This is a genomic window from Achromobacter agilis (assembly GCF_900496965.1).
Classification (GTDB): domain Bacteria; phylum Pseudomonadota; class Gammaproteobacteria; order Burkholderiales; family Burkholderiaceae_B; genus Achromobacter; species Achromobacter agilis.
In genome coordinates this window covers 43,629-66,694 of record NZ_UFQB01000020.1, presented here as the reverse complement: position 1 = coordinate 66,694, position 23,066 = coordinate 43,629, and the positions used below count along the sequence as shown (strand labels likewise).

Annotated in this window: 16 protein-coding genes; 8 read left to right on the top strand and 8 right to left on the bottom strand. The window is 65.1% G+C overall.

What is annotated here, in order from left to right:
• Positions 1-24: 24 nt before the first annotated feature.
• From AGI3411_RS21255 to AGI3411_RS21240, 4 genes are read right to left on the bottom strand one after another with little or no spacing between them, the layout of a single operon-like run.
• Complete coding sequence (locus AGI3411_RS21255) at positions 25-927, bottom strand: ABC transporter permease (RefSeq protein ID WP_043541965.1); 903 nt, start codon at positions 925-927, stop codon at positions 25-27.
• Positions 928-946: 19 nt separating this feature from the next.
• Positions 947-1,882, bottom strand: coding sequence for an ABC transporter permease (locus tag AGI3411_RS21250; RefSeq protein ID WP_129529315.1), 936 nt, complete (start codon positions 1,880-1,882; stop codon positions 947-949).
• Between the two features lie 34 nt (positions 1,883-1,916).
• Positions 1,917-3,497, bottom strand: a complete 1,581-nt coding sequence (locus tag AGI3411_RS21245; protein WP_129529314.1) for an ABC transporter substrate-binding protein — start codon at positions 3,495-3,497, stop codon at positions 1,917-1,919.
• A 57-nt stretch (positions 3,498-3,554) separates the two neighbouring features.
• Positions 3,555-4,994 carry a M81 family metallopeptidase gene (locus AGI3411_RS21240; protein WP_129529313.1) on the bottom strand — a complete coding sequence of 480 codons (1,440 nt, stop codon included), beginning with the start codon at positions 4,992-4,994 and terminating at the stop codon, positions 3,555-3,557.
• 394 nt (positions 4,995-5,388) lie between these two features.
• Here AGI3411_RS21240 and AGI3411_RS21235 point away from each other — a divergent pair, with 394 nt between their 5' ends.
• The 3 genes from AGI3411_RS21235 (at position 5,389) to AGI3411_RS21225 (ending at position 10,291) form a co-directional block, all read left to right on the top strand.
• Positions 5,389-6,636 (top strand): D-amino acid dehydrogenase, encoded by a 1,248-nt coding sequence (locus tag AGI3411_RS21235; protein ID WP_129529312.1) that lies wholly within the window; start codon positions 5,389-5,391, stop codon positions 6,634-6,636.
• Positions 6,637-6,664: 28 nt separating this feature from the next.
• Positions 6,665-8,107 carry a M81 family metallopeptidase gene (locus AGI3411_RS21230; RefSeq protein ID WP_129529311.1) on the top strand — a complete coding sequence of 481 codons (1,443 nt, stop codon included), beginning with the start codon at positions 6,665-6,667 and terminating at the stop codon, positions 8,105-8,107.
• A 195-nt stretch (positions 8,108-8,302) separates the two neighbouring features.
• On the top strand, positions 8,303-10,291 hold the full coding sequence (locus AGI3411_RS21225; RefSeq protein ID WP_129529310.1) for a hypothetical protein: 1,989 nt from the start codon (positions 8,303-8,305) through the stop codon (positions 10,289-10,291).
• A 57-nt stretch (positions 10,292-10,348) separates the two neighbouring features.
• Here the strand turns inward: AGI3411_RS21225 and AGI3411_RS21220 are convergent, their stop codons facing one another.
• The 3 genes from AGI3411_RS21220 to AGI3411_RS21210 all read right to left on the bottom strand — a co-directional run bounded on the left by AGI3411_RS21220 (position 10,349) and on the right by AGI3411_RS21210 (position 12,699).
• Positions 10,349-11,125 carry a fused MFS/spermidine synthase gene (locus AGI3411_RS21220; RefSeq protein ID WP_129529309.1) on the bottom strand — a complete coding sequence of 259 codons (777 nt, stop codon included), beginning with the start codon at positions 11,123-11,125 and terminating at the stop codon, positions 10,349-10,351.
• Positions 11,126-11,272: 147 nt separating this feature from the next.
• Positions 11,273-11,692 (bottom strand): universal stress protein, encoded by a 420-nt coding sequence (locus AGI3411_RS21215; RefSeq protein WP_129529308.1) that lies wholly within the window; start codon positions 11,690-11,692, stop codon positions 11,273-11,275.
• The gene (locus AGI3411_RS21210; RefSeq protein ID WP_129529307.1) at positions 11,689-12,699 is read right to left on the bottom strand and encodes a TerC family protein; all 1,011 of its coding nucleotides are present in this window, start codon (positions 12,697-12,699) and stop codon (positions 11,689-11,691) included. Before AGI3411_RS21210 ends, AGI3411_RS21215 begins: the two co-directional genes overlap by 4 nt.
• Positions 12,700-12,917: 218 nt before the next feature.
• On the opposite strand from AGI3411_RS21210, the gene proP reads away from it, so the two are divergent.
• Both proP and AGI3411_RS21200 read left to right on the top strand, forming a co-directional pair.
• The gene (proP, locus tag AGI3411_RS21205; RefSeq protein WP_129529306.1) at positions 12,918-14,450 is read left to right on the top strand and encodes a glycine betaine/L-proline transporter ProP; all 1,533 of its coding nucleotides are present in this window, start codon (positions 12,918-12,920) and stop codon (positions 14,448-14,450) included.
• A gap of 145 nt (positions 14,451-14,595) precedes the next feature.
• Positions 14,596-15,432 carry a hypothetical protein gene (locus AGI3411_RS21200; RefSeq protein ID WP_129529305.1) on the top strand — a complete coding sequence of 279 codons (837 nt, stop codon included), beginning with the start codon at positions 14,596-14,598 and terminating at the stop codon, positions 15,430-15,432.
• Between the two features lie 38 nt (positions 15,433-15,470).
• Here the strand turns inward: AGI3411_RS21200 and AGI3411_RS21195 are convergent, their stop codons facing one another.
• Complete coding sequence (locus AGI3411_RS21195; RefSeq protein ID WP_129529304.1) at positions 15,471-16,220, bottom strand: SDR family NAD(P)-dependent oxidoreductase; 750 nt, start codon at positions 16,218-16,220, stop codon at positions 15,471-15,473.
• Between the two features lie 111 nt (positions 16,221-16,331).
• Here AGI3411_RS21195 and AGI3411_RS21190 point away from each other — a divergent pair, with 111 nt between their 5' ends.
• The 3 genes from AGI3411_RS21190 to AGI3411_RS21180 all read left to right on the top strand — a co-directional run bounded on the left by AGI3411_RS21190 (position 16,332) and on the right by AGI3411_RS21180 (position 23,034).
• On the top strand, positions 16,332-17,237 hold the full coding sequence (locus AGI3411_RS21190; RefSeq protein WP_129529303.1) for a LysR family transcriptional regulator: 906 nt from the start codon (positions 16,332-16,334) through the stop codon (positions 17,235-17,237).
• 538 nt (positions 17,238-17,775) lie between these two features.
• Positions 17,776-19,215 carry an MFS transporter gene (locus AGI3411_RS21185; RefSeq protein WP_129529302.1) on the top strand — a complete coding sequence of 480 codons (1,440 nt, stop codon included), beginning with the start codon at positions 17,776-17,778 and terminating at the stop codon, positions 19,213-19,215.
• A gap of 12 nt (positions 19,216-19,227) precedes the next feature.
• Positions 19,228-23,034, top strand: coding sequence for a nitrate reductase subunit alpha (locus AGI3411_RS21180; RefSeq protein WP_129529301.1), 3,807 nt, complete (start codon positions 19,228-19,230; stop codon positions 23,032-23,034).
• Positions 23,035-23,066 lie beyond the last annotated feature (32 nt).

Sequence of the window (23,066 nt, the reverse complement as noted above, 5' to 3'; positions counted from 1 at the left end):
CCTCCTAGGGCCTGTACGCAGGTCCTAGCGTTGATTGGTCAGGCGGGGGTCGAGCGCATCGCGCAGGCCATCGCCCATTAGGTTGATCGCCAGCACGGTGATGGCTAGCAGGATGCCGGGATACAGGATGGTGTAGAACGCCACCGCCACGTAGTTGCGGGCGTCGGCCATCATGTTGCCCCAGCTGGGCACCTGGGCCGGCACGCCGACGCCCAGGAACGACAGCACGGCCTCGGTCAGCACGGCGGTGGCCGCGATGAAGGTAGCCTGCACCACCAGCGGCGTGACCATGTTGGGCAGCACGTGACGGCGCAGGATCACGGGCAGGCGCGTGCCCACGGCATGGGCAGCCTCGACGTACAGCTGCTCGCGCAGCGTCAGCGCCAGGGAACGCACCAGCCGCACCACGCGCGGCACCTGCGGAATCGCGATGGCGATGATCACCGTGGTCAGGCTGGCGCGGATCACGGCCATCAGGGCGATCGCCAGCAGGATGTCGGGGATGGCCATCATGCCGTCCATGATGCGCATGATGATCGCGTCGGCCCAGCGCACGAAACCCGCCATCAGGCCGAGCACCACGCCCATCGCCGTGGCGATCAGCGCCACCACGATGGCGACCACGAGAGACACGCGGCCGCCCCAGACCACGCGGCTGAACACGTCGCGGCCCAGCGCGTCCGTGCCGAAGTAATGCTCGGCCGATGGCGGCTTCATGCGCTGCAGGGGGTTGATGCTGATGGGGTTGTGCGTGGCGATCCAGGGCGCGGCGATCGCCAGGCCCGCCACGATCAACAGCAGCAACAGACCGAGGATAAGGGTGGGGTGCTTGCGCATCCAGCGCCAGCGGCGGCCGCTGGCGCTCAGCGCCTCGTGCAGCACGATGGGCGCGCCGGACGCGTTGGTGGAAATCGAGCTTTCGGACATGATGGTTCCCTGCGGCGGCTCAGTAGCGGATACGCGGATCGAACAGCCGGTAGCTGAGGTCGATCAGCAGATTGATCAGCACGTAAGTGCCGGCCGATAGCAGCAGCACGCTCTGGATCACCGGATAGTCGTGGTGCTGGACCGCATCGATGACCAGCCGGCCGATGCCGGGGATGGCGAATACCGTCTCGGTCACGACCACGCCGCCGATCAAAAGTGCAATGCCGACGCCCACCGTGGTGGCGATGGGGATGGCGGCGTTGCGCAGCGCATGTTCGAGCACGGGCAGCACCGCCAGGCCCTTGGCGCGCGCCGTGCGGATGTAGTCCTCGTGCAGCACTTCCACCACCGTGGCGCGCGTCATGCGCGTGATCAGCGCGATGTACACCAGCGCCAGGTTGATGCAGGGCAGGGTCAGGTTGCGCAGCCAGGGGCCGACGCCCTCGGACAGGCTGACGTAGCCCTGCACCGGCAGCCATTGCAGCTTGATGGCGAAGCCGTAGATGAGCAGGTAGCCGACCAGGAACACCGGCACAGAAAACGCCAGGACCGCGAACAGCATGACCAGGCGGTCGATCCAGGTGCCGGCCCGATAGGCGGCCAGCACGCCCAGCGGCACCGCCACCAGGATCGACACCAGCATCGTGAGCGCGGCAATCGACAACGTGGGCTCGACGCGCTGCGCCAGCAGTTGCGTCACCGGCACTTGGGTGAAGATGGACGTGCCGAGGTCGCCCTGCAGCAACTTGCCGGCCCACAGCCCGAACTGCCGCCACAGTGGATCGTCCAGGCCCAGCGCCACGCGCAGCTTGGCGATGTCGTCCGCGGAAGCGAAATCCCCGGCGATCAGCGCCGCCGGGTCTCCGGGCGACAGGTGGATCAACAGGAAGACGATCACCGCCACCACCGCCATGACAGGCACGATGGCGAGCACCCGCCGAATGATGTAACCCATAGTTGTCTCGCGTATCGATAAGGCCGGCGGCGGATTACTTGTCCAGCACCCAGACGTTCGGCAGGCTCCAGATCTTGTCCGCGTTCTTCAGGCTATTGTGCGAGGCGAATGCCCGCGAATACTGTCCCACCGAGATCACGGGGAAGGCTTCATAGGCGCGCTCCTGGAACAGGTCGAGGACCTTCTTGCGCTCGTCCGAGCTGGTGGCCGCGATCCATTGGGCGCGCAGCTCGTCCAGCTTCTTGTCGCACGGCCAGCCCGGCAGGCTATTGCCGCACACCGCGCCCAGATAGGTGTTGCTGATGGGCGAGTCGACGTTGAACTCGGAAGCGGCCGACAGGAAGATGTTCCAGCCGCCCTTGTCGATGGGCTCCTTGCGGGCGCGGCGGGCGGTCAGCGTCGCCCAGTCCATGGACTGGATGTCGAGATTGACGCCGATATCCTGCAGTGTCTGGATGGCGACCAGCGTGGCGGAATTCAGATAGGCCAGGTCGGTGGGCAGCAGGATCACGACCTTCTCACCCTTGTATCCAGCCTCGGCCAGCATCTTCTTTGCCAGCGCCGGATCGGCCTTGGCATAGGGCGCCGCGCCGGCGGCCGTGTCGTTGGGCCCGCCGCAGATGAAGACCGTGGCGCAGTACTTCATGCGCAGGTCGTCGGGATAGCCCATGGCCGCGGTGAACTTGTCCTGGTCGACCAGGTGCGCGACGGCCTGTCGCGCCTTCGGGTTGTCGAAAGGCGGCATGGACTGGTTGAGGATGATGTAGCCCTGGGCACGCTCCATCACGCCGATCTTGACGTTCTTGTTCCCGCGCAAGGCGTCGATATAGTCGGCCGGCGCCTGCTCGATCATGTCGACTTCGCCATTGGTCAGCGCGGCCGTGGCGCTATTGGAGTCCGGCAGCACGCGCCACTCCACGCGAGGAATGTGCGGCGTCTTGTTGCCCGCCAGGCCATCGGCTTGCGCCTTGGGGCCGATGTAGTTCGCGTTCTGTTCGAACACGATCTTGCTGCCGGGCACCCATTCGTCGCGCTTGAAGACATAGGGGCCCGAGCCCATGACCTCGGTCAGCGGGCGATTGGCGGGCTGGGAAGCCAGCCGCTTGGGCAGGATGAACGCCGGATAGCTCGACACCTTCGCCAGGCCATCGAGCACCAGATCGAAGGGCTGCGCCAGCGTCAGCTTGAAGCGGCTGTCGTCCAGCGCCTCCCACTTGCCGCCGGCGCGCGTGATCGCCTGGCCGATATTGTCGCGGGCGGACCAACGCTCCAGCGACGCGATCACGTCGGCCGTCGTCAGCGGCTGGCCGTCGCTGAATTTCAGGCCGGGCAGCAGCGTGAAGGTCCAGGTCTTCTTGTCGTCGCTGGCCTCGTACTTCTCGACCATCTGCGGCTGCGGCTTGCTGTTCGAGTCCATCGCGAACAGCGTGTCGTACACCATGTAGCCGAAGTTGCGCGTGATGTAGGCGGTCGTGAAGGTCGGATCCAGCACCTTCAGGTCGGCATGCGGCACGATCCGCAGGGTCTTGGCTTGCGCGTGCGCGGGCACGGCGCCAAAGGTGAAGGCCAGGCCGAGCGTGGCCGTCGAGAACAGGCAAAACAGGCGTTTCTTCATCGCGCTAGGCTCCCATCTTGATGGTGGATTCGCCGGCGCGCATGCGCCGGCAGGGTCTCAGAGCGGCCACTTGGGCAGCCGGATGTTGCGATAAGTCAGCGTCTTCCAATCGGGCGTCGCGACGCCCTTTCCGCCGACATAGATGATGTGGCGGGCGACCTTCGAGAACGAGGCATGGAAGTGCTGGGCGGACTTGACCGCCACGATCCGCTTGGCGGCCAGATCGCAGCCCAACTGCGTGAAGAGATCTATGTTGATGGCCTGGTTGCGCACCGAAGTCAGCGCGATCTCGATGCCCTGGGCTTCGACCAGGGCGCAATCCCCCATCGGCGCGGGTGCGCCCGACAGGCCTGTCATCACCATTTCCGCCTTAATGGCCTTGACCGTGCAGCGCAGGTCGACCGGATCGCCGGACAACGGGCCGACCTTGCCGCCGATGCGCAGGTCCAGCACCGCGCCGGGACCCGCGTCGAATGCGATACGCGCCGCCACCGGATCCCACATGGGGCCGAGCGCGGCGTTCGTCACGCCGCGCTCCAGCATGCGGCGCAGCACGAAAGTCGCGTCGCCCGGCGCCCCGCTGCCGGGGTTGTCCGGCCTGTCGGCCAGCACCACAGGACCTTCGCCGAACGCCAGCGCCTCGTCCAGGGCCTGGTCTACGCTGCGGTACGGCACCATGAGCTGTTCGCGCATGGCGATGAGTTCGTCGGCCAGCTGCCGGGCCAGCGCCTGCGCGCGGCCGGCGTCGCCGTCGGCGTAGACGAGCACCTTGGTGCCCATCTCCGGCACGTCGCCCGTGGCGAAGCCCTGCGCCGCCGACACCGACAGAATGCCGTCGCGGCCTTCCAGCGCCTTGATGCGGCTGACGAAGCCGCGCGCGGGTTCGCGCGTGGTGTGCATGGGTACGATCATCTCGCAGTCCACCAGCGCCGCCACAGGCCGGCTACGGCCCGCCTGCGCATCCAGGCACAGCGCCAGCAAATCCTCCGCGCGCTCGCGGATGTCGGTGTGGGGATATTCCTTGAACAGCACCAGCACGGTGGCCTGCTCCACCATCAACGGGGAGAGGTGCGCATGCGGATCCAGTTCCGCGCCCACCACGACATCCGGCCCCACGATCTCGCGCACGCGGCGCAGGATGTCGCCTTCGCAATCGTCGTAGCCGTCGGCCACCATCGCGCCATGCAGGCCCAGCAGCACCATGTCCACCGGCATCGCCGCGCGCAGGTCCCCCAGCAGTTCGTCGCGCAGCGTTTCGTAGGCCGCGCGCGTCGTCGTGCCGCCAGGCTGGGCCGAAGTGACAAGGCCTTCGGCCAGCGTCCAGCCCGCTTCGCGGCCGCGCAGTCGCGCCACGTACAGCGGCGCGCCCGCGAAAGTCACCGAATCCGGATGCTTGCCCGCCGGGTAGTAGTCCCGCTCCCGGAAGGCGGCGAGACTGGTGGGCATGGGTGCGAAGGTGTTGGTTTCCGTGCCCAGGCCGGCGCTGAAGATCTTCATGGCCGCGCTCCCGGACAAGCTGGAGCAAGCGCCGCGGCACGCGCGGCGTTCCAGTACGACGACATATTCTTCCCCTTGTATGGACCGGATATCCGTCATTACCGCTACATGGAAAGCGGCACTGCGTTCCGTAACGCGGATCATCGGCGGCACACAAGCGCGGCACAAATAGCTAACGTGCGCGTATGGATAACCCAAGGTTATGGCGTGCGATTTTTCGGGTGAAATTGCCGCAAAAGGCGCATGAAACGGGCTTTTTTAAGGGAAAACGATAGGACGGCGGAAACGCGCCGCGCACATGCCGCAAGGTTATGGATAGTCCATGATTTGGAATTTGCCGGGCCCCGAAGGTCGGCCCAGAATCGTGGCCTGTTCTGGACCTACGGGGCAAGTCATGCGGGTATGCGTAATTGGAGCAGGCGTGGTCGGCGTCACCACGGCGCACCTGCTGGCGCGGGCAGGGCACGAGGTTGCGCTGGTCGACGAGCGGGCCGGCCCCGCATTGGGCAGCAGCTTCGCCAACGGCGGCCAGCTCAGCTATAGCTACGTCGCGCCGCTCGCCGGCCCGGGCACCTTGGCCGAAATGCCGCGTTGGCTGTTCCGGCGGGACTCGCCGCTGCGCCTGCGCTATCGCTGCGATCCGGCGCAATGGCGATGGCTGGCGGGTTTTCTGAGCGCCTGCCGCGCGTCGGTCGCGCGCGCGTCCACGGCGCAGCTGCTGTCGCTGTCCTATCTCAGCCGCGACACCCTCCACGCCATGCTGGATGAAGCGCCGATGGATTTCGGGCTGACGCGCACCGGCAAGCTTATCGTGTACCGCAGCGCCGCCCTGCTGGAAAAGGCCGCCGCGCTGGTGCGCTATCAAGCCGCGCATGGCGCGCAACAGCGCGTGCTGTCTTCCAACGAAGCGATTGCCGCGGAACCCGCGCTGGCCGGCCTGGGCGGGAAGATCGCGGGCGCCGTTTTCACGCCGGGCGAAGAGGCGGGCGACTGCCACCGCTTCACCGACGCGCTCTTCCAGCGCCTGCAGCGCGCGTCCAACGTCGCCGTGCATATGAACACTCGTGTACAACGCCTGCGGCGCGAACGCGGGCGCATCGTGGCCGCGCAGACGTCCGAGGGCGACCTGCAGGCCGATGCGTTCGTCGTGGCCTCCGGAATCGGCAGCCGCCCGCTGCTTGCGGCCCTCGGCCAGCGCGTGCCACTCTATCCGCTCAAGGGCTACAGCCTGAGCGTTCCGCTCGCGGCCGACAGCGCCGGCGTCCCCGCCATCAGCGTCACCGACTACGAACGCCGTATCGTTTACGCCCGGCTGGGCGACGTGTTGCGCATCGCCGCCATGGTGGACATCGGCGCCCCGCCGGAAGAGATCGACGCGTCCCGGATGGCCACGCTGCGGCGCCAGGTGTCCGAGGCCTTTCCGCGTCTGGACCTGTCGCAGGCGCAAGCCTGGGCGGGCGTGCGTCCCGCCACGCCGACCAGCAAGCCGCTGATCGGCAGAAGCCGCGCCGCCGGCAATCTGTGGCTCAACATCGGCCAGGGCGCCCTGGGCTTCACCCTGGCCTGCGGCAGCGCCGCCCTGCTGACGGCGCAACTGAGCGGCCTGCGGCCGCCTATCGACCCCGCTCCCTTCCAACCCTGACCGGCGCGCCGCGCCCTGGAGTCGTCCCATGCGTGTCTTCACCGGCGCCCTCGCCACGGAAACCAACACGTTCTCGCCCCTGCCCACCGGGCTTGCCGCGTTCAAATCGCGCGAGTACCTGCCCGGCGGCACACACCCCGACCATATGACGTTCTATGCGGGGCCGCTATGGGTCGCGCGCCAGCGCGCCCAGGAGAAGGGATGGACGCTCATCGAGGGCCTGGTGGCCTCCGCGCAGCCGGGAGGCACGACGACGCGCGCGGCCTACGAAACGCTGCGCGACGAACTGCTGGCGGACCTGCGCGCGGCGATGCCGGTGGATATGGTGCTGCTAGGGCTGCACGGCGCAATGGTGGCCGACGGCTACGATGATTGCGAAGGCGACATCCTGCGCCGCGTGCGCGAGATCGTGGGGCCGGACGTCGTGGTCGGCGCGGAACTGGATCCGCATGCGCACCTCTCCCCGTTGATGGTGGAGCAGGCCACCGTGCTGGTGCTGTTCAAGGAGTATCCCCACACCGACGTTCTGGAACGGGCGCAGGATGTGGTGGAACTGAGCCATGCGGCCTATCTGGGCGAGCAGCATCCCGTGCCGGCGCTGGTGGACTGCGAGATGATCGTGCCCATGCACACCACGCGCGAACCCGCGCGCGGCTTCGTCAGCCGCATCAAGGCGCTGGAAGGCCGCGGCGGCATTCTGTCGATCTCCGTGGCGCAGGGCTTCGCCACGGGCGACGTGCCGGAGATGGGCACCAAGGTGCTCGTCTATGCCGACGGCGACGCCGGCCGCGCGCAGGCGCTGGCCCGGCAGCTGGCCGACGAACTCATCGCCATGCGCGAAGAGCTCATGGTGCCGTATCGCGGCGTGGACGAGGCGCTCGACGAAGCGCTGGCGTTCGGCGACGGCCCTATCGTCCTGGCCGACCGCTCCGACAACCCCGGCAGCGGTGCCGCGGGCGACTCCACCTATCTGCTGGCCCGCATGCGCGAGCGCGGCATCCGCGGCGCGGCCATCGGCCCCATGTGGGACCCTGTCGCGGCGCGCATCGCGTTCGACGCTGGCCCCGGCGCGGTGCTGGACTTGCGCATCGGCGGCAAGGTCGGCTCCCTGTCCGGCAATCCCGTGGATGCCCGCTGCCGCGTCGTGTCGACCCGCGCCGGGATGTTCATGACCGGCAACTCCAACACCCGCATCGCGTTGGGCGACTGCGCGCTGGTCGACGTGGACGGCATCCTGGTCGCGCTCGTCTCCTTGCGCACCCAGGCCTACCATACGGATCTGTTCACCCAGTTGGGCTGCGACCTGACCGCGCAGCGCCTGATCGTGGTGAAGTCCGCGCACCACTTCCATGCCATGTACGCACCGCTGGCCAAGGCGGTGCTGTACGTGGCCGCCCCCGGCTCGGCCAGCCCGGATTGGCGCAGCCTGCCGTACCGCAAGGCCAGGCTGCCGAAATGGCCCATCGCCTGACGATCCCGGCAGCCGGCGGTGTTGCAGGCAGTCTAAAAGTACGGGTATAGATTTACGGAGCCATCCTTTCGGATACTGGCAGGCCCGCCAGGCTCCGCCTATATATCCCTGCTACGGCCGCGCGGCACCGCGCCGCCATGTGGTCTTGCCGTTAACACAGACCTCAGAACCAGGCCGACAACAAGGGAGGCCGCCATGGCTGCCAGGAAGCAAGCGGGGCGCGCTGCCCAGAAAAAGCCGGCCGCAAAGGCCTCCGCGCGCAAGACGCCGCGCCCGCGCAAGCCTCGCAAGCTCCCGCCGGAACTGCCTTTCCGCCGCTCGGCGAAGCCCGACGCCTTCGATGCCCGCGACATCGCGTTCCATCCCAATATCTCGGTCACGCCCAAGACGGAAATGATTCCGGCCATGGGGCTTACGGTAAAGCACCAGGGGGAAACCTCCGCGTGCACCGGATTCGCCCTGTCGACCATCGTCGAATATCTATTGCGCCGCTCCGAGCGCGAGCCGCGTCCGGCCATCTCGCCGTTCATGCTGTACTCCATGGCCAGGCGCTACGACGAATTCCCCGGCTCGGTCGACGACAACGGATCGAGCTTGCGCGGCGCGCTCAAGGGCTGGTTCAAGCACGGTGCCTGCGCCCAGGCCCTGTTTCCGGAATTGGAGATGCCCGCGGCCGCCAGCGAAACCGCCGACGACTGGTGGCTGGACGCGGTCAAGCGGCCGCTGGGGGCCTACTACCGCGTCGATACGCGCAGCATTGTCGAAATGCACGCGGCGCTCAACGAGGTCGGCATCCTCTATGCCAGCGCCGGATGCCATTCCGGATGGGACGCCGGCCACGGCATCACGCCCCGCACCGCGCCCGCCACGCCTGTGGCCCAGCCATTCTGGATCATCCCTGCCAATGACCAGGAATCCGCGATGGACGGCCACGCCTTCGTCATCGTGGGATACACCCAGGACGGCTTCCTGATCCAGAATTCGTGGGGCGAGGAGTGGGGCACGCACGGCATGGCCGTGCTGACCTACGACGACTGGATGCGCAACGCCATGGACTGCTGGGTGGTCCAGTTGGGCGTTGTCACCCACGAACACGAAAAAATCTCCAACAGCATCAGCCTGCGCACGGACGGGAAGAAGGTCACGCTTGCCGCCGGCACGGTCTTGCGCAACCGCGAAATCTCTCCATTCATCGTCAACATCGGCAACAACGGGAAGCTCAGCAACAGCGGCACCTTCAGGACAACCCCCGACGACCTTCGCGCCATCGTGGACGTGCACATGAACGCCGCGCGCGAGAAATGGAGCTTGAAGGAAAAGCCGATGGACGTGTGCGTCTACGCGCACGGCGGGCTGGTGGGGGAAGAAGATGCGGCCCAGGCAGCAGCGCAATGGATCCCCCTGCTTTACGAAAAACAGATCTTCCCGGTTTTCCTGATGTGGGAGACCGACTTCATCACCACGGTGAAGAACATTATCCAGGACGCCGCCAACAGCGTGCCCAGGACCACGGGCGGCCTCGGCGAGCGGCTGGAGCGTTGGTGGAACCAACGCCTGGAACGCTGGCTGGCGCGGCCCGGCACGGTCGTCTGGGGCGAGATGAAGCAGAATGCCCAGGCCATGAGCGAACCGAATCCCAAGGGCAGCGTCCAGGAAGAGGCCGCCATGGTCATGCTGTACAAGCATTTCAAATCGCAGGTCAGCCAGGGCCGCGTCCGCCTGCACATCGTGGGCCATTCGGCGGGCGCGATCGTCGCCAGCCACTTCGTGCAACGGCTTGCGGCCGATGGCGGCGAACTCGAATCGCTGAGCCTCATGGCACCGGCGGTTACGATGGACACGTTCCGCAGGCTGGTCGTGCCGAACCTGAAAACCAGGGTGAAGCGCTACCAGCAGTTCCACCTGTCGGACCGTGCCGAGGAAGACGACCCCACCTGCGGCCCGTACCGCCGCTCGCTGCTCTACCTGGTCAGCGAGTCCTTCGAAGGCGGCACCACCACGCCGCTGCTCGGCATGGAACGGTATTTCCGCGATGCCGGCATCCCCTGCGACGCCGTGCACGTTTCGCCGACCGGCAGCCAGCCGTCGGGCGGGGGGCTGCCCCCCGTCGCCTCCAGCACGCACGGCGGCTTCGACAACGACAAAGGCACCCAGCAGCACGTCATCGCGTTCATCAAGCGCTGAACCGGACTGCGCTTGAGGCCATCGCCAACCCGCCAGGCCGGGCGGCCCGCTCTTGCGCTACCGGAGCACCAGGGTCGCGCCGATGACGCGCAGGGTCGGCATCAACTGGCGCCAGGCATCCTTGGAGATGGCGGCCGGCCGCGTAAGCGTGGTGGCGTCCGGATCATCCAGCAGGTCGCCCTTGCAGGCGAATACGATGCTGTTGGTCATGTCGTCGTCCACCACTTCGAACATCGACGGCCCGAACGACGCGCGCACCCGGTCCATGTATTCGTGATGGTTCGGGTGGTTCACGTGGAAGTTGATCACCAGGATGCCGTCATCGCGCAGGGCATGAAAGCAGTCGGCGTAGAAGTCCGCCGAACACAGGGCGTCGGGAATGCCGCCCACGCCAAAGCCATCCAGGAAGATCACGTCGGCGTGATCTTCGGCATCGCGCAGGTATTCGGCGGCGTCGGCCTGGATCACCCGCAACCGGGCGTCGTCCGCCGGCACCATGAACGCGTCGCGCAGGGCGATGACGCCGGGATCGATCTCGATCACCTCGATCTCGGTGCGCGCCAGGTAGCGGTGGCAGAACTTGGGCAGCGACCCGCCTCCCAGGCCGACCATCAGAATGCGTTCCGGCGCGGGATTGAACAGCACGAAGCCCATCATCATCCGCGTGTACTCGAGGTCGAGTGCATCGGGATTGAGCAGGGACATGCTGCTCTGGATTTCCTTCTCGGTGAAATGCAGGGTCCGCTTCGTGCCGGAATCAAGGAAAAAAGGCCTGGGGCTGCCGTCGCCAGCGGCGGGCGGCGGGGGATCGGCGGGAATGCGGACGTCGGACATGAGGCGAAGCGGATTGCTGGAAAATGGGAAGAAGATACCACTCCAGGCAGGGCGAGGCCCGCGCCGCGCCCTGCAATGCAACCCGCCAGGCCGAGGCCGGCCACCGGAACTGGCGCGCGCACAGCCCGTCTCCGGCATGGCGCGGCCCTAGATCAGCAGGACCGGGCAGGGCGCGTTCGCGACGATCCGCCCGCACACCGACCTCAATACGGCGTCGACGAACTGCCCCCGGTGGTGCGAACCCATCACGATCGCCGCGGCGTCGACCTTGCCCGCGTATTCGATGATTTTCTCGGCCGCATGGCCCGTCAGCTCATGGCATTCGAACGCCACGCCGCCTTCGGTCAGGATGTCGACCGCCGACTTCATCGCCTTGCCGCTTTCTTCGTGATGCCAGGCATCGATGCCCGCTTTGCCGATGAAAGCCTGCACCTCGCCGGTCACGTCGGGCTCGCAGTGCACCACGTGCACGATGAAATCCCGGTTGAGCAGGGAACTTCCGACCAGGTAGCGCGCTGCGGCATCGCTGTAGCTCGACCCATCGGTGGCAAAAATGATCGTGTTCATGGCGAATCTCCGGTTTTTGACGCTTTGGCCTTGGGGCGCGCGGCAGTTGCCGCAGTCCGTCCGGGCAGGATCAGGCTGGCGCCCACGGACGCCAACAGGATAAGGCCAACTGCCCCGAGCGACCACTGTACGGGCACGTGGAACCATGGCTCGGCCAGCATCTTGCCGCCGATGATGATGAGCACGGCGGCCAGGCCGTGCTTGAGATAGCGAAAGCGCGCCCGCATGTCGGCCAGCAGGAAGTACATCGCCCGCAGGCCCATGATGGCAAAGATATTGGAGGTGAACACCAGGAAGGGGTCGGTGGTCACCGCGAAGATCGCGGGAATGCTGTCCACCGCGAAAACCGCGTCGCTGGCCTCGATCATCAGCAGCACCACGAACATCGGCGTGGCGTACCGCAGCCCGCCGATGCGCACGAAGAACGACTCCCCGTGATAGTCCTTGGTGATCCGCATGGACGACCGCAGGAACCGGACCAGCGGGTTGCGGGCGATGTCGGGTTCGTGGTCCGCCTTGGCCAGCATCCTGGCCCCGGTCACGACCAGGAGCGCGCCCAGCACGTAGAACAGCCAAGAGAACTGGGACAGCAGCCACACGCCTGCGAGAATCATGGAAACCCGCATCACGATGGCGCCGAGCACGCCATACAGCAGCACGCGGCGCTGCAGTTCGAGCGGCACGGCGAAGTACCCGAAGATCAGCGAGAACACGAACATATTGTCCACCGACAGGGACAGTTCGATCAGGTACCCGGTGAAGAACTCCAGCGCCTTCCGATGCGCCACGGCGCGGCCCAGCGTGGCGTCCAGGTACCACCACAGCAAGGCGCCGAACAGCATGGCGAGGGCCATCCAGGCAAGCACCCAGAAAAGCGCTTCCCGCGACGAAACGCGGTGCGCGTGCCTGCCGCCCAGCACATAGAGATCCAGCGCCAGCACGACCAGCACGAACCCGACGAAGCCCACCCACATCGGCAGGGTGGCAAAGGTCTCGACCTGGCTCATCAGGGGCCTCCCGCCATCGCCGCGCGCCCCGCGCGCGACGGCCGGCGGCAAGCGGCAAATGTACGAATCCAGTCTAGAGCAGCGTGGCTCGCGGAACAATTCGGATATGACGAATTGATAGTCAGTAATTCCCGAAATCCGCCGGCAGAGTAGAATTTTTGCATTGCAGCGCGCCGCGAGCGCCGCGGCACACCTTGCACACAATGGGAGGCTGACTCATGGCAGAGATATCCCCAGCGTCACAGCAGGTCCGGCCGTTGGAGATCGGCGACATCACCGTCATCGACAACACCAAGCTCAAGAAGGCCGTAACGGCCGCCGCGCTCGGCAATGCGATGGAGTGGTTCGACTTCGGCGTCTACGGCTTCGTTGCCTTCGCGCTGGGCAAGGTGTTCTTTCCAGACGCTTCGCCCGCCGTTCAAACCATCGCCGCGCTGGGCACTTTCTCGGTGCCCTTTCTGGTGCGTCCGCTGGGCGGCGTCTTCTTCGGCGTGATGGGCGACCGCTTCGGCCGCCAGAAGGTGCTTTCGCTGACCATCATCATCATGGCGATCAGCACCTTCTGCATCGGCTTGATTCCCTCCTACGCGTCCATCGGCCTGTGGGCGCCGATCCTGCTACTGCTGTGCAAGCTCGCCCAGGGCTTTTCGGTAGGCGGCGAATATACGGGAGCCGCCGTGTTCGTGGCCGAATACGCGCCCGACCGCCGCCGCGGCTTCCTCGGCAGCTGGCTGGATTTCGGCTCCATCGCCGGTTTCGTGCTGGGCGCGGGCCTGGTCGTGCTGCTGCAGGCGACGCTCGGAGAGCGGGCCTTCCTGGAATGGGGCTGGCGGGCGCCTTTCTTCGTCGCCGGCCCCCTCGGGCTGCTCGGCCTATACCTGCGCCACGCCGCCGAGGAAACCCCCGCGTTCACGCAGCAGCTGGAAAAAATGGAGCAGGAGGACCGCGACGCCGTGCAGGAACGGCCCACCGTCTCCTTCCGGGAGATCTTCTCCAAGTACCGCAAGGCGCTGCTCGTCTGCATCGGCATGGTGCTGGTGACGAACATCACCTACTACATGCTGCTGACCTACATGCCTACCTACCTGTCGAGCAGCCTCGGCTATTCCGAGGAGCACGGCGTGCTCATCATCGTGGTGGTCATGATCGGCATGCTCTTCGTGCAGCCGGTCGTCGGTTTCTTCAGCGACAAGATCGGCCGCAAGCCCTTCCTGCGGGTCGGCAGCATCGGCCTGCTGGTGATCGCGCTACCGGCTTTCAAGTTCGTGGGCAGCGACAACACCGGCCTGATTTTCCTGGGGCTGCTGTTCATCGCCGTGTTCCTGAACTGCCTGACCGGCGTCATGGCATCGACGCTGCCCGCGCTGTTTCCGACCCGGATCCGGTACAGCGCGCTGGCCAGTTCCTTCAACGTGGCGATCATCGCCGCAGGCCTGACGCCAACCGTGGCCGCCTGGCTGGTCGAGGAAAGCGGCAACCTGATGATGCCCGCCTACTACCTGATGGCGGCGTCGGTGATCGGCATCGTCACGTCCTTCTTCCTGCCCGAGACCGCGAACCGCCCGCTGCGGGGCGACACCCCAACCGCCTCGAACCGGCGCGAAGCGCACGCCCTGCTGCAGCAAGCCCATGAACATATCGAGCAGAGCGTGCTCGATGTGGAGGCCGAAATCGCGGAACTGGAAGAAAAGCTGGAGGCATTGCGGCAGCGCCGCCAGCGACTGGCGGATCGCCATCCCGACCTGGAATGAGAGCGGCGCGGCGGGCAGATGCCCGCTCCTTTACAATCCGGGCGGGCCAGTTCCCCGTTGCATACCGAAGGGCGACTTATCGAGTCGCCCTTCGTTCGTCCGGGCATTGGCGCAATCCGCTTTTCAACAGGAAGTCATACTTGCTATGCAGCACTCTCAGTCATTCTCCGCAGGCGAACTGATCAAGACCTTTCGTCATGGCAAGGTCTTTGTCTATTTTCTTGTGATATTGGGATTCGTATGCCTGGGCATGGCGGGATTCGTGATGTATCTGAGCACCATCGCACCCAAGATGAATCCGGCGCTTTTCTACGGCACCTTCGGCCTCTTGCTCTGCTTCGGACTCGGCGCGTTCTGGGCGGCCGCGTGGCAGAAAAAGCTGCGCCGGGCAAGCTACGACGTTTATGAGAAAGGCATTGCCCAGATCATCGGCAACCAGACCGCATACACGCCCTACACCGAGATCGAAGACCTCTACCTGTTCAGTTCCGGGCAGACCATTCTTAGCGGCATGGCAACCAATCTGGCCTATCGCCGCAATGCGAGCGAGCCGTTTCGCTGGATCAGCGAGCACCTGTGGGGCTTCATGGATTTCCAGCAGCTCGTCCGCGAACGGTATCTGAACGAGCGCCAGCCCGCCATTCTCGAGACCCTGGCATCCGGGGGGGCCGTCACGTTCAACTACATCAGCACCGGACAGGTCTGGCGCAAGCGTGTCAGCGGGAAGTTCCTGAACATATCCACCCTGCCCATCGTCCTGACCCGGGACGCGCTTGAAGTGCAGGGGCACAAGATCCCCCTGTCCAGCTTGCGCAGCGTCGACCTGAACACCTGGACGGAGAAGGTCGTCATCAAGGATGCGTCCGGCAACATCGTGCTGTCCACGATCGGCCTCGGCATCCTGAGCCTGGATCTGTTCCTGAATACCTTGAGCCTGATTCGTGAGGCAGACTTCGACAGGGCTGCCGCAACGCCGGCCTGATGGGCCGCAACCGGCCGGCGCGCGGCGGCGATTCCCCGTCAGGCCAGCGAAATGCCGCCGTCGACATTCAGCGCCACGCCGGTAATGAAGCTGCCTTCGTCGCTCGCCAGGAACAGCGCAGCGCGCGCCAGCTCTTCCGGGCGGCCCAGGCGGCCGAGCGGAATGGCGCCGGCCATGCCCGTTTCGAAGGCCGGCCGGTCGACGGCGGTGATGCCCAGCTTCGAGAGAATCGGCGTATCGACCGGGCCGGGACTGATGACGTTCACCCTGATGCCGCGATCCTTGAATTCGAGCGCCCAGCTGCGCGCAAAGGCCTCGATCGCCGCCTTCGTGCCAGCATAGACCGCGTGTCCTTCCAGGACCTTGCCGCTCGCGATCGAGCTGGTCAACAGAATCGCACCGCCGTTGCGCAGCAGCGGCGCCATCTTCTGGACGCCGAAGAAGACCGCGCGGGTATTGGTGTCGAACTGGGCGTCGTACTCCTCGACCCCGACCGCGCTCGAAGGCGTGATCGTGTTGACGCCAGCGTTGGCCGCATAGATATCCGCGCCGCCGAAACGCTCGGCCACGAGCGATGCGACGCGATCGTGTGTCGCCAGGTCGGCCAGGTCGCCGGTGATGCCCAAAGCCCGGGGGCCCAGTTCCGCCACGGCGGCGTCGACGGCCTCGCGGCGGCGCCCGACGATCGCCACGCGCGCCCCCTCCTCGACGAATAGCTTCGCCGTCGCAAAGCCGATACCGCTGTTGCCGCCGGTAATGACCGCTACTTTGTCCATAAGTCTGTTCATTTGCCGCTCTCCTTTCGCGCACCCGCAGTGTTGGATAGCAGCAATTTAATTTGGACCCGAATGGCGTGCCAGTCCTACAATAAACCTATTATTTGTTCCAAATAGTCATCAATGACGGTCGAACATTTACATGGCCTGTCCGTATTCGTGCGGTCGGTCGAGGCGGGATCGTTTACCGGCGCCGCCCGGCTGCTGGGCACCACGCCATCCGCCGTCTCCAAGAGCATTGCAAGGCTGGAACGGCGGCTGGGCGTCAGGCTGTTCCAGCGATCCACCCGCGCTTTTGTCCTGACCGGCGACGGACAGGCCTATTACGAGCGCATCGCGCCGCTGGTACGCGGCCTGGAAGAGGCGGACGAAGCGCTGAAGGCGCCCACCACGGCGGCCGGGAAGCTGCGGGTGAGCCTGCCTGTGGATCTTGGGCGCCAGCTGCTAGACCCCATCACCTCGCAGCTCATGCCGCGCCATCCTGCCCTGGCGCTCGATGTCAGCCTCAGCGACCGGTATGTCGATCTGATCCAGGAGGGTTTCGACCTGGCATTGAGAGTCGGCAAGGTCGCGGACAGCGGGCTGCACGCCCGGGCGCTCATCGACCTGCCGTTGGTGTTGGTCGCGTCCCCGCAATATCTGGCCCGGCACGGCGAGCCTCAGACGGCCGCCGAGCTTGGCGCGCACCGCCACGTGCGGTATCGGCTCGACGGCCAGGTATTGCCGATCCTGCTGGCTGACGGCACGCGCTTGCCGATCGAAGGCATGTTCGACGCAGACAGCGGCCAGGCAATGAAAATCGCCGCGGTCAATGGGCTGGGCATCGCGCAAATCCTGATGACGACCGTGCAGGACGAACTCGATTCCGGAAAATTGCGCTGCGTGCTGCCGCACTTGCCGCTTATGCCGGTGCCGGTGCAGGTGATGCACGGGTTCGGCCGCAACCTGCCCATCCGGGCGAAGCTATTCATCGACTTCATGGCGGAACGTCTCGCTCCGTTGGCCAGGACGAATAAGCAAACCCTATGAATAGATCGATATTCATTAATTTAATGGAATAGCCATATCTCGTTCATATAACGACCATATGGTGCTAGCAACAAATGGCAGCCTTTGCGAAACAATACGAAAAGGCGCCGCGCCATTTGTTCAATGGAAAGGCCGCCGCTATCGGCGCGCGACATTTGTGATGACGTCAACAGCATCTCTTTTTGTTCGCCTATGCCTGATCAAATCCAGTCAAACAATATTCCCTCCGGCGCCCGGATAATCCTGGCCGTCCGCATGCTGGCCTTCCCAGTGTGTTCCGAGGTGTGGATGATGTTTGGCTTCATCGGCGCCCCGCTGCAACAGCCATCGGGCCCGAATACCACCAAATTCCGTTTATTGACGGCGACACCCGTCCTGTCCGTGTCTCCGCGCCGGTTTCCGCGCGGCCTCCGGAGCATGGCCATGGGTGTTTACCGGGTCGCCCGGGTCTTCTGATCCGGACGTACCAGGGCCGGGGTGCGAAACGCCGACGTGATCGGGGTTCGACCGCGAATGCAGCTTCACGCAAAGGCTAGACATGAACGACACCCATCCGCGCAATATGGCCCGTCCAGGCAAAACCCTGAAAATCTGGACGCCCGAGGACAAGGCTTTCTGGGCCAGGGAAGGCGAGGCCATCGCAAAAATCAATCTCTGGATTTCGGTTCCCGCCCTGTTTCTGGCCTTTGCGGTCTGGCAGGTCTGGAGCGTGGTGGCGGTGAGCCTGCCCGGAATCGGATTCGAGTATTCGACCAACCAATTATTCTGGCTGGCCGCTGCGCCCGCATTATCCGGCGCCACATTGCGGATTTTCTATTCGTTCATGGTGCCATTGGTAGGCGGACGGCGCTGGACGGCGATTTCCACCGCCAGCCTGCTCATCCCCGCGATCGGCATCGGCGTCGCCGTGCAGGATCCGACCACGCCCTATCCGACCATGCTGATCCTGGCCCTGCTTTGCGGCCTGGGGGGAGGCAATTTCAGCTCGAGCATGGCCAACATCAGCTATTTCTTTCCCAATGACCGCAAAGGTTCCGCACTGGGCGTCAATGCCGGCCTGGGCAATCTGGGCGTCTCGGTAGTGCAATTCCTCAGCCCCATCGTCGTCACGGTCGGCGTGCTGGGCATATTCGGCGGCGAGCCCCAGATCGTCACGCAAGGCGGCGTGCAAACCAAAGTCTGGATGCAGAACGCCGCCTTTATCTGGGTGCCCTGGATCGCCCTGACGGCGGTGGTGGCCTATTTCGCGATGAACGACGTCGCGGACGCGAAGGCGTCGGTAGCCGCCCAGGCCGCCATTTTCGGGCAACGGCACAACTGGATCATGTGCCTGCTGTATCTGGGCACGTTCGGCTCGTTCATCGGCTTCGCCGCCGGATTCCCGCTGCTGGTCAAGGGCCTGTTCCCGTCGGTGAACCCATTGGCCTACGCCTGGCTGGGCCCGCTGGTCGGGGCCGCGATCCGCCCGTTCGGCGGCTGGCTGGCCGACAAGATCGGCGGCGGCGTCGTCACATTCTGGAATTTCCTGATCATGACGGTCGGCGTGATCGGCGTATTGTGGTTCCTGCCCAAGGGAACCGGATCGCTGACGCTGCCCTTCGGCCCGCAGGAAGGCAGTTTTGCCGGCTTCTTCCTGATGTTCCTGGTGCTGTTCGTCACCACCGGCATCGGCAACGGCTCGACCTTCCGCATGATCCCGATCATCTTCAATCAGCTGGCCATGCGCAACGCGGCGTCCGACCCGCCATCGCAGGCCGCGGCGCTCAAGGAAGGCAACGTGCGAGGCGCCGCCGCGGTGGGATTTGCCGGCGCGCTGGGCGCCTACGGCGGCTTCTTCATCCCCAAGAGCTACGGCAGCTCGATCGCCTCCACCGGGGGGCCCGAAGCCGCACTGTGGATCTTCGCGATTTTCTATCTAGTGTGCGCCGCTATCACCTGGTGGTGCTATGCCCGCCGCAACGCGGCCATGCCTTGCTGAGAAAGAGTCACTATGAGCCACTTCCTCGATCGCCTCGTTCATTTCCGACTGCCCAAGGAGAGCTTTGCGGATGGCCACGGCCGCACCACCGTCGAAGACCGCACCTGGGAAGATGCATACCGGCTGCGCTGGGCACACGACAAAATCGTGCGCAGCACGCACGGCGTGAACTGTACGGGCTCCTGTTCCTGGAAAATCTACGTCAAGGGCGGCATCGTTACCTGGGAAACCCAGCAGACCGACTACCCACGCACCCGCTGGGACATGCCGAACCACGAGCCGCGCGGCTGCGCGCGCGGCGCGAGCTATTCCTGGTACCTGTATAGCGCGAATCGCGTCAAGTATCCGATGGTGCGCGGCAGGCTGCTCAAGCGCTGGCGCGCCGCGCTGAAAACGGCAAAGACACCCGTGGATGCCTGGGCCCTGATCGCCGAAGACGATGCGGCCAGAAAGGATTACCAGGGCGAGCGCGGCATGGGCGGCTTCGTGCGCAGCCATTGGGATGAAGTCAACCAGCTGATCGCCGCCGCCAATATCTACACCATCAAGCAGCACGGCCCCGACCGCATCATCGGCTTTTCTCCGATCCCCGCGATGAGCATGGTCAGCTACGCCGCCGGCAGCCGCTACCTGAGCCTGATCGGCGGCGTGTGCATGAGCTTCTATGACTGGTACTGCGACCTGCCGCCGTCCAGCCCGCAGGTCTGGGGCGAACAGACCGACGTTCCCGAGTCGGCCGACTGGTACAACTCCAGCTACATCATTGCCTGGGGATCCAACGTGCCCCAGACGCGCACGCCCGACGCGCACTTTTTCACCGAGGTGCGCTACAAGGGCACGAAGACGGTCGCCATCTCGCCGGATTACAGCGAAGTCGCCAAGCTCGCCGACACCTGGCTGCATCCCAAGCAGGGAACGGACGCCGCGCTGGCGATGGCCATGGGCCATGTCGCCTTCAAGGAATTCTATTTCGACCAACGCAGCGAGTACTTCGACAACTACGCGCGCCGCTACACCGACCTGCCCATGCTGGTGCTGCTCAAGGAGCATCGCCTGGCCGACGGCCGCACCGTGCACGTTCCCGACCGCTACCTGCGCGCCAGCGACTTCGACGCGAGCCTGGGCCAGGACAACAACCCGGAATGGAAAACCATTGCTTTCGATGCCGAAGGCCGCGCCGTTGTGCCGCATGGCTCCATCGGTTTCCGCTGGGGCGCGGAGGGCCGAAGCGACACCGGCAAATGGAATCTGGAAAACAGGAACGCCAAGGACGGCGCCGAGGTCCGGCTCAAGCTGTCCCTCCTGGAGGACGGCCAGCATACACACGACGTCGTCGATGTAGGCTTTCCGTATTTCGGCGGCATCGAAACGCCCCATTTTCCGAGCAATGCGCAGCAAGGCGACGTGAATTGCACCCGCGTGCCGGCGGTCCGCCTGCGCCTGGCTGCAAGCGGCGAGGGCGGGGATTCGCTGGTGGCCTCCGTCTTCGATCTGCAGGCCGCGCAGTACGGCATCGACCGCGGCCTGGGCAGCGGCGCGACGAGCTACGACGACAACGCGCCCTATACCCCGGCCTGGGCCGAGCAGATAACGGGCGTGCCGCGCCAGCAGATCGTCACGGTCGCGCGCGAGTTCGCCTCCAATGCCGACAAGACGCAAGGCCGCTCCATGGTCATCATCGGCGCGGGGATGAACCACTGGTATCACTGCGACATGAACTACCGCGGCGTCATCAACCTGCTGATGCTTTGCGGCTGTATCGGCAAGAGCGGCGGCGGATGGTCGCACTATGTGGGCCAGGAAAAGCTGCGGCCGCAGACCGGCTGGACGGCCCTGGCCTTCGCGCTGGACTGGGCGCGGCCCCCGCGCCAGCAGAACTCCACCAGCTTCTTCTACGCGCACACGGACCAGTGGCGCTACGAGAAGCTGGGCATCGAGGAGATCGTCAGCCCGCTGGCCGACCCTGGCCAGTACGGCGGTAGCATGATCGATTACAACGTGCGCGCCGAACGCATGGGCTGGCTGCCCAGCGCGCCGCAGCTCGGCACGAACCCTTTGAAAATCGCCGGCATGGCCGACGCCGCGGGCCTTTCCCCGCGCGACTTTGTGGCCCAATCGATCCAGAACGGCACGTTATCGATGAGCTGCGAGGACCCCGATGCCCCGGAGAATTGGCCGCGCAACCTGTTCGTATGGCGCAGCAATCTGCTCGGCTCCAGCGGCAAGGGGCACGAGTACTTCTGCAAGCACCTGCTGGGCACCAACAACGGCGTGCAGGGCCAGGACCTGGGCGCCGACGACGCCAAGCCGTCCGAAGTGAAGTGGCACGAGCAGGCGCCGCAAGGCAAGCTCGACCTGCTGGTCACGCTGGATTTCCGCATGAGCACGACCTGTCTGTATTCGGACATCGTTCTGCCCACGGCAAGCTGGTACGAAAAGAACGACCTCAACACCAGCGACATGCACCCATTCATACACCCGCTTTCCGCGGCGGTGGACCCAGTCTGGGAATCGCGCTCCGACTGGGAGATCTACAAGGGCTTCGCCAAGACCTTCAGCGAGCTCTGCGTGGGCCACCTGGGCGTGGAACGCGATACGGTCCTGACCCCGCTCATGCACGACACGCCGGCCGAGCTGGCGCAGCCTTACGGCGTCGCGGAATGGAAGAAGGGGGAATGCGACCTTATCCCCGGCAAGACGGCGCCACAGGTAACCGTGGTGAATCGGGACTATCCCAACATCTACAAGCAGTACACGGCGCTGGGTCCCTTGATGGACCAGGTCGGCAACGGCGGCAAGGGCATCGCCTGGAAAACCGGCACCGAGGTGGAGCAGCTTGGCCAGCTCAATGGCATAACCCCCGAAACCGGAATCACACAAGGCCGCCCGCGCATCGTCAGCGACATCGACGCATGCGAAGTCATTCTTCACCTGGCGCCGGAAACCAACGGACATGTGGCCGTTAAAGCCTGGGATGCGCTCTCCAAGATAACCGGGCGCGAACACCGGCATCTGGCGCTGTATCGCGAAGACGAGAAGATCCGCTACCGGGACATCCAGGCGCAACCGCGCAAGATCATCAGTTCGCCGACATGGAGCGGCATCGAAAGCGAGACCGTCAGCTACAACGCCGGCTACACCAACGTGCACGAGCTGATTCCCTGGCGCACGCTGACCGGCCGCCAGCAGTTCTACCAGGACCACCCGTGGATGATCGCCTTCGGCGAAGGCTTTTCCAGCTACCGCCCGCCGATCGACACGAAGACGACGACGGCCATGCATGGCATCCGGCCCAACGGCAATCCGGAGATACAGCTCAACTTCATCACGCCGCACCAGAAATGGGGCATACACAGCACCTACACCGACAACCTGTTGATGCTGACGCTCAATCGCGGCGGCCCCGTGGCCTGGATCAGCGAAGAGGACGCCAGACGCGCCGGCATTGTCGATAACGACTGGATGGAGATGTACAACGTGAACGGCGCCGTCGCCGTGCGCGCGGTGGTGAGCCAGCGCGTCAAGCCGGGCATGGTGATGATGTACCACGCGCAGGAAAAAATCATCAACACGCCGGGAAGCGAGATCACGGGCGTGCGCGGCGGCATCCACAACTCCGTCACGCGGGTCGTCCTCAAGCCCACGCACATGATCGGCGGCTACGCCCAATACAGCTACGGGTTCAACTATTACGGAACCATCGGCACCAACCGGGACGAGTTCGTGGTGGTGCGCAAGATGGACAAAGTGGACTGGCTGGACACGCCCCGTGGCGAGCATCTTGCCGCGGCCTACCAGGCGCAAGGCGAAAACCCTTGAACGCACGCAACGGGATCCGCGAAATGGCAATG

Excerpts from the sequence above, each read along its gene's own strand:
- AGI3411_RS21255 (WP_043541965.1), bottom strand. The coding sequence starts at position 927 with ATGTCCGAAAGCTCGATTTCCACCAACGCGTCCGGCGCGCCCATCGTG.
- AGI3411_RS21250 (WP_129529315.1), bottom strand. The coding sequence starts at position 1,882 with ATGGGTTACATCATTCGGCGGGTGCTCGCCATCGTGCCTGTCATGGCG.
- AGI3411_RS21245 (WP_129529314.1), bottom strand. The coding sequence starts at position 3,497 with ATGAAGAAACGCCTGTTTTGCCTGTTCTCGACGGCCACGCTCGGCCTG.
- AGI3411_RS21240 (WP_129529313.1), bottom strand. The coding sequence starts at position 4,994 with ATGAAGATCTTCAGCGCCGGCCTGGGCACGGAAACCAACACCTTCGCA.
- AGI3411_RS21235 (WP_129529312.1), top strand. The coding sequence starts at position 5,389 with ATGCGGGTATGCGTAATTGGAGCAGGCGTGGTCGGCGTCACCACGGCG.
- AGI3411_RS21230 (WP_129529311.1), top strand. The coding sequence starts at position 6,665 with ATGCGTGTCTTCACCGGCGCCCTCGCCACGGAAACCAACACGTTCTCG.
- AGI3411_RS21225 (WP_129529310.1), top strand. The coding sequence starts at position 8,303 with ATGGCTGCCAGGAAGCAAGCGGGGCGCGCTGCCCAGAAAAAGCCGGCC.
- AGI3411_RS21220 (WP_129529309.1), bottom strand. The coding sequence starts at position 11,125 with ATGTCCGACGTCCGCATTCCCGCCGATCCCCCGCCGCCCGCCGCTGGC.
- AGI3411_RS21215 (WP_129529308.1), bottom strand. The coding sequence starts at position 11,692 with ATGAACACGATCATTTTTGCCACCGATGGGTCGAGCTACAGCGATGCC.
- AGI3411_RS21210 (WP_129529307.1), bottom strand. The coding sequence starts at position 12,699 with ATGAGCCAGGTCGAGACCTTTGCCACCCTGCCGATGTGGGTGGGCTTC.
- proP (WP_129529306.1), top strand. The coding sequence starts at position 12,918 with ATGGCAGAGATATCCCCAGCGTCACAGCAGGTCCGGCCGTTGGAGATC.
- AGI3411_RS21200 (WP_129529305.1), top strand. The coding sequence starts at position 14,596 with ATGCAGCACTCTCAGTCATTCTCCGCAGGCGAACTGATCAAGACCTTT.
- AGI3411_RS21195 (WP_129529304.1), bottom strand. The coding sequence starts at position 16,220 with ATGAACAGACTTATGGACAAAGTAGCGGTCATTACCGGCGGCAACAGC.
- AGI3411_RS21190 (WP_129529303.1), top strand. The coding sequence starts at position 16,332 with ATGACGGTCGAACATTTACATGGCCTGTCCGTATTCGTGCGGTCGGTC.
- AGI3411_RS21185 (WP_129529302.1), top strand. The coding sequence starts at position 17,776 with ATGAACGACACCCATCCGCGCAATATGGCCCGTCCAGGCAAAACCCTG.
- AGI3411_RS21180 (WP_129529301.1), top strand. The coding sequence starts at position 19,228 with ATGAGCCACTTCCTCGATCGCCTCGTTCATTTCCGACTGCCCAAGGAG.